Source organism: Nocardioides pinisoli, assembly GCF_024199985.1.
Taxonomy (GTDB): domain Bacteria; phylum Actinomycetota; class Actinomycetes; order Propionibacteriales; family Nocardioidaceae; genus Nocardioides; species Nocardioides pinisoli.
Genome location: NZ_JANARS010000010.1, coordinates 42,451 through 56,828, shown reverse-complemented (window position 1 = coordinate 56,828; position 14,378 = coordinate 42,451). Strand labels below are relative to the sequence as shown.

Below are 14,378 nucleotides of genomic sequence, written 5' to 3'. Positions count from 1 at the left end.
GGACGAGGGCCGCGCGGGTCACCGGGGTCGGGACGGGTGACCCGGGTCAGCGACGCACCCTGATCTTCGCGAACTCGGTGGCGCCGCGGACCTTGCGGCTCCCGGCGTACTTCACCTTGACGACCTTTCTGCCGGCGTTGGTGAACCGGTCGAGGCGGACGAAGGCCTTTCCCTTCTTCAGCTTGACCTTGTACTTCTTGCCGCCGGCCTTGACGACGATCTTGCCGTGCACCTTGGTGATCCCCAGGGCCGTGACCTTGATCTTGACCCGGGTACGGGTCTCGCCAGCGACGATCCGACCGGGCTTGGTGCGGACCTTGACCTCCGGCCTGGCCTTCCGGACGTCGATCGGCAGCGAGAAGGTCGTGCCGGTCGTCGGTCCCGTGAAGGTCACGACCTGCTTGCCCTTCTTGACCTTGCCGTTCAGGCCGAACCGCACCGCGCTCTTGCCGCTCTCGTCGAACGGCGTCGTGAGGACGGCGTTGTCGACCTTCGCCGGGCTGCGCTTGACGTCGCCCACCTTGATGTCGAGGGTCGCATCCTTGGCGTCACCCGGGCCCGTCATGGCGAGCGAGGACAGGTTGACCTTGAAGTCCTGCCCGATCCGGTAGAAGCGCGGAGCGTCGGCGGGTAGGCTGACGCCGACCTGGCGTTGTTCGGCCTTGACCGCCAGCGGGGTCTTGGCGAAGGTCGCCATGTAGTCGACCATCGCCTGCAGGTCGACCTTGCCCGTGTCGCGCTTGCCGGTGCCGGCGTTGAAGCCGCGGAAGTTGTCACCGCCCGAGGCGAGGAACGAGTTGACCGTCACGGAATACTGCGTCGCAGCGTCGATGGGCTTGCCGTTCAGCCACATGCTCGTGACGCGGTTGCCCTCGGCCTTCGCCGGGTCGTAGGTGGCGAAGAAGCCCGCGGACGTGCCGAGGCGGAGGAACGGCCGGGTCGGCACGACGCCCTTGTCGTCACGCTGCCACTGCTGCTCCAGCACCGTCTTGATCTGGGCGCCGGTGAGCCTCATGTTGACGAGCGTGTTGGCGAACGGCTGCACGACGGCTGCCTGCTTGTAGGTCAGCGAGGCGGGATAACCAGCGGCGTTGTTGCCGACCATGTCCGCACGCAGGCCGCCCGGGTTCATGAAAGCGATCTGCGCGGCCCCGGCCTCGGGGGTGCTGGTCGCCCAGCGGTGCACCTCGGCCACCAGGTTGCCGAGCGTCGACTCGCCGCCGCGGTTCTCGGTCGTCCCGTCAGCAAGCCTCGCCCGGTTGAACGGCCCGGCGAGCTTGCCCAGCTCGGCTCTCCCGAGCTGGTCGGCCCGAGCTACCGCGGCGTCGACGATCGCCTTGACGTCGTCCCTCGCGTCAACCGCAGCAGGGGCCGTCACGGCCACGGTGTTGGCCGCCACGATCGACTGGCTGACGACCGACACCTGGTTGGTGTCCGGGTCCACCCGGAGGACCAGCTTGTTGAGGTTCGTGCCGTACTGGCCTGCCGAGACCACGGGACGCCCGGCGATGGTGTGGTTGTAGGCCAGGTGGGTGTGGCCGGAGATGATGGCACTGACGTCGCTGTCGACCCCGTTGACGATGCGGCCGAACGCGTTGTTGGTGCTCTGGGCGTCGGCGAGTGCCGTCGTGGGCGCACCCTCGTGGACCAGCAGGATCACCACGTCGGCACCGTCCGCCTTGAGGGCGTCGGCGGCTGCGTTGGTCTCGTTGATGATGCTGGTGACCCTGACGTCGGCGATGCCGGCCGGGCTGACGAGGCTCGGGAGCTCCTCGGTGACCCCGCCGATGAAGCCGACCTTCACTCCGGCGACCGTGGTCGTCCACGTGCCGCCGTTCGACGAGTCGACCGGATCGGGGGTGCGGGCGGTGATGTCCGGGAGCGCGTAGGAGCCGTCGGACCGCTTGCGGACGTTGGCGGCGATGTACTGCCACAGGGCTCCGCCGTACGGGTTGGCCGCGGTCTCGGGTGCCATCACGCGGTTGACCAGGTCACCCCAGCCCTGGTCGAACTCGTGGTTGCCCGCAGCGGACACGTCGAGTCCCGCCCGGTTGAGGGCGTCGAGGGTCGGCTTGTCCTTCTGGATGAAGGACTCGAACGTCGAGGCACCGATCAGGTCACCGGCGGCCGCGAAGATCGTGGGCCCGGTGGCGGCGTGGTCGGCCTCGAGCTGGGCGACCGCGCCTGCGAACTGTGCGGCACCCGCCGGGGTCGCGGCCGTGGGGACGCACGGCGTACCCGTGCACTCCTGCAGCAACCGGCCGTGGAAGTCGTTGGTGGCGAGGATCTGGATGTCGACAGGGGCCGCGTGGGCCGGTGCTGTCGTGGTGATGACGGCGAGGGGCGCGGCGAGCAGCCCCGTCAGTGTGGTCGCGAGGGCGAGCCTGCGACCGGTCCGTGATGCTGGCACGAGTCTGACCTTTCGACAGGGGGAGACCTTTCACCCTAATCCCGGTTCGCTCGACCCTGACCGGCGAAAATCGTTCAGAAATGGCCGAACGGCCCCCGTCCTGGCACGCAGGACGGGGGCCGCTTCGATGGTGCAGCTGGTGTCAGGTCAGCGCCTGATCTTCAGCTTCACCACCATCTTGTCGCGCTTGACGGCGTCGTCACCGAGGTAGCGGACAACCAGCTTCTTGGTCCCGGCACGGTTGAAGGCGGGCAGCTTCACGATCGCCACGCCGTCCTTCACCTTGAACCGGTAGACCTTGTCGCTGCCCTTGCGGCGCACCTTGATCCAGCCGGTGGCGCTCTCGTCGCCGGCCTTGATCTTCACCTTGAAGCGGACCTTCTCACCGACCTCGCTCGTGGCCTTCACGGCCTTCACGGTGGGCTCCACCTTCACCGGGTTCGCCGGCGGGGTGACCGGCGGGGTGACCGGCGGCGGGCCAGGAGGCGTGACCGGCGGGGTCACCGGCGGGCCAGGAGGCGTGGTGGGCGGAGTGGTCGGCGGCGTGGTCGTGCCCGGCGCGGCGACCGGGACCTCGACCGTCGTCCCGCTCGGCTCGGCCACCAGCCGCACGAGCGCACCTGCGGCGTCTGCCGGGACCTCGAGCGTCACCGGGGCGACGCCGTTGGTGACCGGGAACGTGCCGAGCTCGGTCTCGGTGGTGCCGTCGACGAGGGTGGCCACGACCGAGGTGTTGGCCGGGCTGCCCAGCGAGGTCAGGTCGAGCGTCGTGCCGCTGAGCGGGACGATGCCGTCGCCGACGGGACGACCCAGCGTGAAGCTGCTGGTCTCCCCGGCCGGGAGCGACGACCCGAGGCTGTCGACGAAGACCTGTTGGCGGGCGAAGTCGGGCGCGAGCGGCGACTCCACCGTGCCCGTGGCGAGGTAGTCGCGCCACAGCTGGGCGTCGAGCAGACCCGTGTCGACGTAGGTCCCGTCCTTGAAGGCGTTGAACGCGTCACCGCCCTGGGCGAGGAACGACAGCGTCGAGACCGTGTAGGTCGCGTCGGGGTCGAGCGGCTCGCCGTCGATGCGGACCGACACGATGCGCTGACCAGCCGGCTGGGACTTGTCCGCGACGACGTTGACGTTGTCGCTGAACCCGAGCTGCAGGTAGGCGCTGCTGCCATCCGTGTTGATGCGCCACTGCTGCTCCATCACCTGCTTGAGCTCCGCGCCGGTCAGGTCGACCAGAGCCACGGTGTTGTTGAACGGCAGCACCGCGTTGGCCTCCGCGTAGGTGACGACCCCATCCGTGTTGTTCGGGCCACCCGCCTGGGTGTCACCCTTGAAGAACAGCTCGGCGCGCAGACCGCCGGGGTTGGTGAGCCCCAAGTCCGGCTCGGCGAAGTCCGACACACCTTCGCGCAGCGCGTTGGCCACCAGGCCACCCAGGGTCGACTCGGCCGAGCGGTCGTCACGGGTGCCGTTGGCGCGGAACGCGGTGGTGATGTCGGCCGCGATGCGCCCGACCGGCTGGTTGCCGACCTCCTTGGCGTAGTCGAGCGCGGCCTTGGTGAGGGTGTCGACCTCCTTGACCCGCGGAAGCGTCAGGTCGGCCGCAGCCGCCCGCGCGACGTTGCGCTGGGTGTAGGAGACGACCTCGCCCGTGGCGGGGTCGACGGTCAGCTTGATCTGGCCGACGTTCTCACCGTAGGAACCGGTCTGCAGGATCGGCCGGGTCTTGCCTGAGACACCCGGAACCGGAGCGTCGCACGCGTAGAACTTGTGCGTGTGACCGGTGAAGATCGCGTCGACCTCGGCCGTGATCTCGTTGGCGATCCGGGTGAAGGTCCCCCCTGCGGCGAGCTCGTCGGCGCAGGTCGCGTCGTCGGGCAGGTTCGCGCTGGCGCCCTCGTGCAGCTCGGCCACGATGACGTCAGCCTCACCGTTGCCCGTGTCGCCGTCGCTGAGCTCGGCAGCCACCCGGTTGATCGCGTCGACCGGGTCGCCGAAGTCGAGGGTGGTGATGCCGCCAGGCGACACCAGCGTCGGCGTCTCCTCGGTGACTGCGCCGATCACGCCGACAGTCACGCCGTCGACCTCGAAGGTGTCGTACTCGTCGAGCGCCGGGGTGTCGGTGCCCTTCTCGTAGACGTTGGCGCCGAGGTAGGAGAAGTCGATGCTCTTCTTCACGTCGTTCTGCAGGTCGTCGAACCCCTGGTCGAACTCGTGGTTGCCCACTGCCGAGCTGGCCAGGTCGAGCGCGTCGAGCACGTCGAGCGTCGGGTCGTCGTCCTGGGTCGCGGACGCGAAGAGCGACGCACCGATGTTGTCGCCGGCGGAGAGGACGAGGGTCTTGTCCTCACCGCCCTCCTGGCGGAGCTGCTCGACCGTGGTCGCGAACTTCGTGGTGTTGTTGTCGATACGACCGTGGAAGTCGTTGATGTTGAGCAGGTTGATCTCGGTCTGCGACCCCGTCGGAGCCGTGATCCCGAAGAACTCCGGGTTGTGGTCCGAGGACGCGAACACGTCGCGCCTGAAGAAGTTGGTCGCGTTGTAGTTGTAGCGGCTGTACTGGTACGCGGACGACTCGTTGGCGTTGACCTGCCACACGTCGGCTCCGGTCACCAGGTCCGCGGCGGCCGCATTGGCGAAGACGTGGTCGAGCGAGCCCGAGAGGCCGCTGAAGCTGTAGGAGTAGTCACCCTCCTGGTCGGACTCGACCCGGGTGAAGCCGTTCTCCTCCAGCTTGAGGACCGGGTCCTCCTCCGTGTAGGAGTTGAAGTCGCCGGTCAGGAAGACGGCCTCCACGCCACGCTCGGCGATGAACGTGTCGACGAAGTCCGCGAGCGCCTGGGCCTGGTTGGTGCGGTCGACGTTGCAGTTGCCCTGCGTCGGGCTGTTGTTGCTGGCCGGGGTGCAGGCCGAGCCCTTCGACTTGAAGTGGTTCACGACCACGGCGAACGCGGCGTCCGCGCCCGAGCCGACGGGCTTGAAGGCCTGGGCGAGCGGCTGCCGGGCGTTGGTGAAGGCCGTCGAGCCCACCAGCACCTTCGAGGCACCGACGGTGTTGACGACCGAGGGGTCGTAGATGAACGCGTTGCGGATGACGTCCTGCGACGCGACCGGCGGCAGCCCGGAGGCAGGCGGCGTGGGCACGATCGCCCAGCGTCGGGTGCCGGCGTCCGCGTTGAGGGCGGCGACCAGGCTGCGCAGGGCGGCGTCGCGGTCGGTCTCGCCGACCTTGATCGAGTTCTCGATCTCCTCGAGGCCGAGGACGTCGGCGTCCGTGGAGTTGATCGCCTTCACGATCTTGGCCTGCTGGCGCTCGAAGTCGCCGAGCTCCGCGGCACCGCGGGGACCGTTGTTGGTGCAGGAGTCGACGGCGACCGGGTCGTCATCGCGGTCGCGGTAGTAGGTGCAGGTGCCGAGGCCACGCTTCTCGAAGGCGTGACCGGTGACCTGGAAGTAGTTCAGCACGTTGAACGTGCCGATCTGGATGTCACCGCCCACGTTGCGCGGGCCGTCGGCCTCGGCGGGGCGGGTGTCCTCGAACGTGGCGACGTCGGAGCCGTCGTCGGTCACCTGCTCCTGGGGCTGGAACTTCCAGGCGCTGTTGCGGTACTCCAGGATGACCGGCGCCACGATGTCGACGCTGGCGCCGACGCGGATCGAGCGGTCGCGGGTCAGCCACGGAAGCGGGAGGTCCTTGAGGGCGTCATCACCGAAGAGGAAGTCCAGGCTGGCGCCGTCGTCGAGCGCGACCGCGCGGGCGGCGTTGTCGGCCACCGCTGCGTCGTACGCCGGCGTGCCGGGACGCGCGACCTCAGTGGGCTGGATGAGGGGCTTGTCGCCCGTGGCCAGTCCGATCTGCGCGTACTGGTTGATGGAGTAGGAGTTGGTGACCGTGAAGGTGTCGGTCGGGGCGAGCAGCTCACCCTCGTGCGCCTCACGCGCCGCCTCCGTCGTCGGGTACGCCGTCGCGAGCGCGGTGACCGGCGCGAGCGGGGTGGCCAGCTCGGTGACCGCGGTGGAGACGATCTGGGTGATGCCGGAGAACTCCGTCACAGCGCCGGTCACCTCGACCGAGTCGCCGATCTCGAGACCCTGCGAGTTCTCGAAGCCCGAACCGCCGTAGACGAAGACAGCGTCGGAGGCGCCCTCGGTCGCGTCGGGACCGGTGCCCGTTCCCGCGGTCTGGATGTAGAAACCGTTGTAGGAACCGGGGTACATCGCCGTGATGACGCCCTCGACGGTGACCGTCTCGCCTACGCACGGCGAGACCGAGCCGGTGCCCTGGACACCAGCGATGGTGTCGCCGTCACATGCGACGGGCGCGACAGGGGTCTCGCCCTTCGAGTTGACCGGGTTGGGTGCGCTCGAGGTGAAGTCGGCGCTGTTGTTGTCCGTGTCGGCGCCTGCAGCGTTGCGCTTGGACGACGTGGTGTTGGACATGGCCGGCGCCTTGCCGGCGCCCTCCCACACGTTGCTGTCGACGCCCACAAGGTCGACCACGGCAGGATTGGCGGCAAGGGAACCGGTGCCCGGGTTGATGGCGACGTCGTCGTTGGACAAGATCGCCGTGCCGTTGGAGCCGCCCATGGTGATGCTGCCGGTCGCGTCGGGAGCCGGCAGGTCAGTGGTCCCTCCGGCCCCGGCCGACTGCTGGACGAGGTAGTGACCCTTCGCCGGGACAGAGCCAGACAGCGGGGTGACGGTGGCCGCAGCCGTGCCGCTCGCGCTGCGCCACTGCACCGACCAGCCGGCGACCGAGATCGCGGCGTCCGTTGGGTTGTAGAGCTCGATGAAGTCGTTCTTGAGGGTGGCGCCACTGTTGCCGCCGCCCCCATATGCCTCGCTGATGACGAGGCCGGTGCCGGCCGGGTTCGCGGATGCTGCTGCTATCGGTGTCAGTCCGGCTGCCAGGACAGCCAGACCAGCTCCTGCCGCGATACGACGCGGCGAGGGGAGCGGTGCGCGCATGGGTGCTCCGAGTCTTCAGGGTTGATGTGACCGAGGCATCTTCACCCATCGCACCGACATTTGATCCCGAGGCAGACGAACGGATATCGACCAAGAAGTGACGAAATCACCGTTTACCGATCGTCGAGACCTGACAGGCCTCACCCCTAGGTGCGGACGCTGCGCTCCCGCCGTACGTCACGGAAGAACTCGTAGCCGGACCACATCGTCATGGCGACGGCGGCGGCCAGCATGACCTGCGCCAGGTAGAACAGGACCTCGCCGACGAGGCCGGGCCAGAAGTCGAAGGCGCCGCCGTGGGCGTCGCCGTGCGGCAGCGGCCACAGCAGGCCGGCCAGTGCCACCGCCTGCAGGACGGTCTTGATCTTGCCGCTCTGTGCGGCCGGGATCACCACGTCCTTGAGGACCGACAGCCGCAGCAGCGTCACGCTCCACTCGCGCAGCAGGACGACGATGGTCACCCACCACCAGACGTCCCCCACGATCGAGAGGCCGATGAAGGCCATGCCCGTGATCGCCTTGTCGGCGATGGGGTCGGCGATCTTGCCGAAGTCGGTGATCAGGTCGTGCTTGCGGGCGAGGTCGCCGTCGATCTTGTCGGTGATCATCGCGACGGCGAAGAGCCCGAAGGCGATCCAGCGCCACATCGGGTCGTTGCCGCCGTCCTGGAGCAGCGCCCAGCCGAAGAACGGCACCATCACGATGCGCAGCGTGGTCAGCACGTTGGCGATGTTGAAGTTCGACACCGTCCGCGGCTCGGTGCCCGTGGGCTCGTTGGTCATGCGGGGACTCCGTCCGTGCGAGCGACGAGGTCGACCCCGTCGGTGCCGGTGACCGTCGCGGCCACCAGGTCGCCGACCCGGGCGTGCCCGGCGCCGGTCAGCATCGTCGTACCGTCGACCTCGGGGCCCTGGTGGGCTGCCCGCCCCTCGACGACGTCGTCCTCGACCGACTCGACGAGCACGAGCACCTGCTCGCCGACGCGCTCCTCGGCGCGCTGGGCGTTGAGCTCCTCGACGAGGGTGGTGACGTGCTCGGTGCGTGCGCGGATCTCGTCGTCGTCGAGCTTGAGGTCGTCGGCGAACCCCGCCGCCTCGGTGCCGTCCTCGTCGGAGTAGCCGAAGACGCCGGTGACGTCCATCCGGGCCGCTACGAGGAAGTCGCACAGGGTCTGCAGGTCGTCCTCGGTCTCGCCGGGGAAGCCGACGATGACGTTGGACCGTACGCCGGCCAGCGGGGCCAGCGATCGGATCTGCTCGAGCAGGCCGAGGAAGCTCTCCGGGTCGCCGAACCGACGCATCCGCCGGAGCACCGCGGCGCTCGCGTGCTGGAAAGAGAGGTCGAAGTAGGGCACCACGCCGGGCGTGGAGGCGATCGCCTCGATCAGGCCCGGGCGGGTCTCGGCCGGCTGGAGGTAGGACACGCGCACCCGCTCGATGCCGTCGATGCCGCTCAGCTCGGGCAGCAGGGTCTCCAGCAGCCGGAGGTCGCCGAGGTCCTTGCCGTAGGAGGTGGAGTTCTCGCTGACGAGGAAGAGCTCCTTGACCCCCTGCGTGGCGAGCCACTGGCCCTCCTGCAGGACGTCGCTCGGGCGACGGCTCACGAAGGAACCGCGGAAGCTCGGGATCGCGCAGAAGGAGCAGCGCCGGTCGCAGCCGCTGGCCAGCTTGAGCGGCGCCATCGGGCCGGCGTCGAGACGACGTCGTACGGCACGGGGACCCGTCGCCGGAGCGCCCGCGCCGATCTCGGCGGTGTCGCCGACCTCGGGCGCGTCCTGGTGGCCCGGGACGGAGATGCCGGACGCGTCACGGTCGACGGGCGAGATCGGGAGCAGCCGACGCCGGTCGGACGGCGTGTGCGGGTGGTGCGTCTCCCCCGCCACGATCGACCGGAGCCGTGCGGCGATGTCGGGGTAGTCGTCGAAGCCGAGCACCGCGTCGGCCTCGGGGAGCGACTCGGCGAGGTCCTTGCCGTAGCGCTCGGCGAGGCAGCCCACCGCCACCACGGCCTGCGCGCGGCCACCGTGACCGGCCGACGCCTTGAGGTCTGCCGCCTCGAGCAGGGTGTCGACGGAGTCCTTCTTCGCGGCCTCGACGAAGCCGCACGTGTTGACCACGACGGTGTCGGCGTCCTCGGCGTCGTCGACGAGGACGAACCCGCCGGCCTCGAGCCGACCGGCCAGCTCCTCGGAGTCGACCTCGTTGCGGGCACACCCGAGCGTGACGACGGCAACCTGCAGCGGGGCCGGCGTGGGGGTGGTGGGGGTCTCGGACTCAGTCGTGGTCATCGCACCGTGAGTATGACGGGTCCGGGCGCGCCGACCCGCAACGACGGGGCGGTGAGGAGGCTCTCACGCTGCGAAGGCGGGGCGGCGAGCACAGCGGGGAGGATCGTCCTCGACATGTCAGGACGATCCTCCCCGGCGGGTGCGTGACGTGGCCCTCGGGCCTCAGTCCGTGACGAACGTGCCCTGTCCGGCCACGCCGGGCTCGCCCACCGGGCGGGCCTCGCCGCCGGCCAGCGAGACGGTCACGGCGCCGTCGGAGGACATCACGCGCACCGGCGGCGACGCCTCGAGCTCGCGCGTCTGGCCCACGGCCAGGTTGCCCTTGAAGACCTGCTCCCCCGCCCCGTCGCGTACGACGACCTGCGCACCGCCGGAGGCCGCGCTGACGACGACGGCCACGGGCTCGGCGAGCGGGGCGTTGCCGGCACCCTGCGGGCCGCCCGAGCCGTTGAGCACCGGGGTGGCGCCGCGCAGCTCGGGAGGCGTGTCCATCACCAGGCGGGCGATGGACCAGGCGAGGACGAGCGCCATCACGACGGCGACCAGCACCGACCAGTTGGGACCGCCCCGGGTGCCACGGATCGACCCGTGCGCACCGGTGGCCAGCTCGGCCTCGAAGACCCGGCGCGGGTTGATGGGCGCGTGGGCGTAGCGCTCGTCGTAGGACGCCAGCAGCGGCGCGACGTCGATGCCCAGCACCCGGGCGAGCGTGCGCAGGTGGCCGCGGGCGTAGAAGTCGCCCCCGCACGGCTCGAAGTCGTCGACCTCGACGGCCTCGATCACGTGGGGACGGATCCGCGTGCGCTCGGCCAGCTGGTCGACGCTCAGCCCGAGCCGGGTGCGGGCGGCGGCGAGCTCGGGACCGATGACCGGGTCCTCGGCGGGCTCGACCTCGAAGTCGTCGAGCACCAGCGGCTCGACCGGCTCGCCGGGCCGGGCGATCGCGCGGACGCGGTCGCCCCAGGACTGGGTCTCCTCCACCAGGCTGACCCGACCGGGCCGGCGCAGCTCGCGTCCCTCCGGCTCGTCCTCGTCGACGACGACGTCGCGCCGCACCTCCGAGCGCCGGGCCGTCCCGGTCTCCCGGAGCGCGGCCGGCGTCGGGCTCGCCACGACGACCGGCTCGGTCGCCTCGGGCGCCACGACCTCCGCCTCGGCGGGCGCAGGCTCGGGCGGAGGCTCTGGCGACGGCTCGGGCGACTGGTCGTCCGCGGTGTCCGTGTCCTCGTCCTCGGCGGCGACGGGCTCGAGCACGACGATCTGGCTGGCGTCGCGCGCCACGCGACCGAGCGCCTCGGTGAGGTCACCGTCCGCTCCGGTCACGCGCGTCGAGAGCCCGAGCGGCACCGCGAACGGCGCGCCGTGCAGCAACCGGGAGATGCTCGTGTGGCGCTTGCCCGTGCCGGTGAGCTCGGCCTCGATCAGCTCGAGGTTGTGCGGCACCACGACCAGGCGACCATCGTGGAGAGGTCCCCGACGGGGCGTGTGCTCGACGTGGTGCACCGCCGTCCACGGCAGCCCCCGCCAGGTGCGCCCGAGCCGGATCCTGATGCCCTGCGCGTCCGCGACGAGCAGCGGGGTGCGCGCGTCGACCAGGCCGACGAGCCAGTAGGCCCCCAGCAGCCCCATCGCGACGACGAAGACCCAGTCGAGCGCCGACCCGGACTGGGTTGCGCGACCGAGGTAGGCGATGGCGACCGCGGACGCGGTCAGCCCGACTGCTCCGGCGACGGCCGCGCTGCGGCGTACCTCCACCGCGTCGGGCGCGACGGCGAGCGTCTCGTGCTCGCCCCTCCCGGCGTGGATGTCGTCCTCGTGCACTGCCTGTTCGACCGACCTGGCGCCCATCAGGCTCCCCCCTCCAACGTGGCGATCACGGAATCGAGCTCGTCCGGCTTGACCAGGACGTCACGGGCCTTCGAGCCCTCGCTGGGGCCGACGACCCCGCGGCTCTCGAGGATGTCCATCAGCCGGCCCGCCTTGGCGAAGCCGACGCGCAGCTTGCGCTGGAGCATCGAGGTCGAGCCGAACTGCGTGGAGACGATCAGCTCGATGGCCTGCACCACGAGCTCCATGTCGTCACCGATGTCGTCGTCGAGCTCGCGCTTGGACTCCTTCGGCGCCGTCACGTCCTCGACGTAGGTCGGCTCGAGCTGGTCCTTGCAGTGCTTGACGACCTGGTGGATCTCCGCCTCGGTGACCCACGAGCCCTGGACGCGCACCGGCTTGGACGCGCCCATCGGCAGGAAGAGCCCGTCACCCTGGCCGACCAGCTTCTCCGCACCCGGCTGGTCGAGGATGACGCGGCTGTCGCCCAGCGAGCTGGTGGCGAAGGCCAGTCGCGACGGCACGTTGGCCTTGATCAGGCCGGTGACGACGTCCACCGAGGGGCGCTGCGTGGCGAGCACCAGGTGGATGCCGGCTGCGCGGGCGAGCTGGGTGATGCGGACGACGGAGTCCTCGACGTCGCGCGGCGAGACCATCATCAGGTCGGCGAGCTCGTCGACGATCACCAGGAGGTAGGGGTACGGCGTCAGCGTCCGCTCGCTCCCCGGCGGGACCTCCACCTTGCCGGCCCGCACCGCCTTGTTGAAGTCGTCGATGTGCCGGAAGCCGAAGTTGGCGAGGTCGTCGTAGCGCATGTCCATCTCGCGCACGACCCACGCCAGCGCCTCGGCGGCCTTCTTGGGGTTGGTGATGATCGGGGTGATCAGGTGCGGCACGCCCTCGTAGGCGTTGAGCTCGACCCGCTTGGGGTCGACCATGATCATCCGGACCTCGTCGGGCGTGGCGCGCATCAGGATCGAGGTGATCAGCGAGTTGATGAAGCTCGACTTGCCGGAGCCGGTCGCACCGGCGACCAGCAGGTGCGGCATCTTCGCCATGTTGGCGACGACGAAGCCACCCTCGACGTCCTTGCCGAGGCCGGCGACCATCGGGTGGTGGTCGGATCGGGCGGTGTTGGACCGGAGCACGTCGCCGAGGGAGACGATCTCCTTGTCGACGTTGGGGATCTCGATGCCGATGGCGGACTTGCCAGGGATCGGGCTGAGGATGCGGACGTCGGCCGAGGCGACGGCGTAGGCGATGTTCTTCGACAGCGCGGTGACCTTCTCCACCTTGACCGCGGGACCGAGCTCGACCTCGTAGCGGGTGACCGTCGGGCCACGGGTGTAGCCGGTGACGGTGGCGTCGATGCCGAACTCGTCCATGACCTGCATGAGCCGCTCGACGACGGCGTCGCTGGCCTTGGAGCGCGCCTTGTGCGGCGAGCCCGGCTTGAGCGAGGAGTTGTCGGGCAGCGAGTAGGTGATGTCGCCCGACAGGGCGAGCTGCTCCACCCGAGCCGGCAACGGCGTGTGCGGCGGCGGCTCGACGGGTCCGGTGTCGTCCTTGCCGGCCGTCGCGACGACGGCCGGGGTGACCTCGGTCGGCGCGTCGGCCGACGGGTCGACGGCGCCGGCAGGGTCGATCGGGTCGGCGAACAGGTCGATGCCGTAGTCCTCCTGCGGCTCGACCTCCTTCTTCTTGCGGCGCTTCTTGAGCTCGCGGTCGGAGAGGACCGGGCTGTCGTAGGCGGGGTCGCCCATCTCGGGGTCGATCTCGTCGAGCATCGACCGGCGGCGGGTGCGCACCGGCGTGGTGGGCTCGTCGGCCTCAGGTTCGTCGGTCGCGGTGCGGCCGAGCGCCTTGTCACGCAGCGCGGCGAGCTTGACCGGGACCTGGTAGACGGGCGTCGCGGTGATGATGAGGACGCCGAAGATCGCGAGGAGCGCCAGCAGCGGCACCACCACGTAGGGGGTCTGCATCAGGTCGAGCAGCAGGCTCGAGGTGACGTAGCCGACCGCTCCCCCGGCCTCCTGCAGGTTGGTGGCGTCGCCGAGCACGGGCTGCGGGTTGCCGTTGGCGATGTGGACGATGCCGAGCAGACCGAGCGTGAAGGCCGCCCAGCCGATGACCTGCCGGCCCGCGGGGCCGTTGCGCTCGGGGTCGCGCAGCGTGCGCCAGCCGGCGTAGACGAGGAACAGCGGGACGAACCAGCCGACCTTGCCCACGGCCCCTGCGGTGAGCGAGCGGGCGAAGTCCATCACCCCGCCGGGCAGCTGCCACCACACGGCGGCGGCGACGACCATGGCGAGGCCGAAGAGGAACAGCCCGACCCCGTCACGGCGGTGCTCGGGGTCGAGGTCGCGGGCCGACTGCCCGATCGACCGGGCGACCGCGCCCACGGCGTGGGCGATGCCGAGCCAGGCAGCGGCGACGCCGCGGCCGAGCACGCCGAACACGCGCGCGACCGGACCCGGTCCGCTCCTGACAGCACGAGGTGCTGGGCGCGCGGTCGAGCGGCTCCGGCCCTTCGCTGACGAGCGAGGGGCGGGACGCTTGCTGGTACTCCGTGATCGGGTGCTCGAACCCTTGGTAGTGCGCTTGGATCCAGACGTGCTCGAGCTCCGCGACCCCGGCGGGGAAGACGTACGGGTCGCCATGGTCCGACCCTACGGCCACGCCACATCAGTCACAGGGACCACACGAGTGCGTGTCGTGCGGGGACACCCCTGGGGGGGCAATCGTCCACCCTCCCTTCACATTGTCGGACGTCCTACTTAAAGTGAGCCGGGTCACTCGGGCGTCCATGTTTCCGAGTGCGTCTCGGAATCGGAGGAAAACAGAGTGAAGCTCCTCAACAGAGGGCTTGCACTCGCCGTCGTGGGGGCT

Annotated in this window: 6 protein-coding genes; all 6 read right to left on the bottom strand. The window is 70.1% G+C overall.

Translation table 11 applies throughout. The annotated features are described in order from the left end of the window. Positions 1 to 46 precede the first annotated feature (46 nt). Positions 47 to 2,410: a bifunctional metallophosphatase/5'-nucleotidase gene (locus NCI01_RS19105; protein WP_254183083.1), complete on the bottom strand. Its 2,364-nt coding sequence runs from the start codon at positions 2,408 to 2,410 to the stop codon at positions 47 to 49. Between the two features lie 147 nt (positions 2,411 to 2,557). Next, positions 2,558 to 7,375: an ExeM/NucH family extracellular endonuclease gene (locus tag NCI01_RS19100; protein WP_254183082.1), complete on the bottom strand. Its 4,818-nt coding sequence runs from the start codon at positions 7,373 to 7,375 to the stop codon at positions 2,558 to 2,560. A gap of 146 nt (positions 7,376 to 7,521) precedes the next feature. Beyond that, positions 7,522 to 8,157, bottom strand: coding sequence for a CDP-diacylglycerol--glycerol-3-phosphate 3-phosphatidyltransferase (gene pgsA, locus NCI01_RS19095; protein WP_254183081.1), 636 nt, complete (start codon positions 8,155 to 8,157; stop codon positions 7,522 to 7,524). Beyond that, a complete protein-coding gene (gene rimO / locus NCI01_RS19090) occupies positions 8,154 to 9,614 on the bottom strand; it encodes a 30S ribosomal protein S12 methylthiotransferase RimO (RefSeq protein ID WP_254183165.1) in 1,461 nt (486 codons plus the stop codon). The genes pgsA and rimO overlap by 4 nt, the downstream gene beginning before the upstream one ends. Positions 9,615 to 9,824: 210 nt before the next feature. Beyond that, positions 9,825 to 11,510: a helix-turn-helix domain-containing protein gene (locus NCI01_RS19085; protein ID WP_254183080.1), complete on the bottom strand. Its 1,686-nt coding sequence runs from the start codon at positions 11,508 to 11,510 to the stop codon at positions 9,825 to 9,827. After that, positions 11,510 to 14,149 carry an FtsK/SpoIIIE family DNA translocase gene (locus NCI01_RS19080; RefSeq protein WP_254183079.1) on the bottom strand — a complete coding sequence of 880 codons (2,640 nt, stop codon included), beginning with the start codon at positions 14,147 to 14,149 and terminating at the stop codon, positions 11,510 to 11,512. The genes NCI01_RS19085 and NCI01_RS19080 overlap by 1 nt, the downstream gene beginning before the upstream one ends. Positions 14,150 to 14,378: the final 229 nt, after the last annotated feature.

Excerpts from the sequence above, each read along its gene's own strand:
- pgsA (WP_254183081.1), bottom strand. The coding sequence starts at position 8,157 with ATGACCAACGAGCCCACGGGCACCGAGCCGCGGACGGTGTCGAACTTC.
- NCI01_RS19100 (WP_254183082.1), bottom strand. The coding sequence starts at position 7,375 with ATGCGCGCACCGCTCCCCTCGCCGCGTCGTATCGCGGCAGGAGCTGGT.
- NCI01_RS19080 (WP_254183079.1), bottom strand. The coding sequence starts at position 14,149 with ATGGCGACCCGTACGTCTTCCCCGCCGGGGTCGCGGAGCTCGAGCACG.
- NCI01_RS19085 (WP_254183080.1), bottom strand. The coding sequence starts at position 11,510 with ATGGGCGCCAGGTCGGTCGAACAGGCAGTGCACGAGGACGACATCCAC.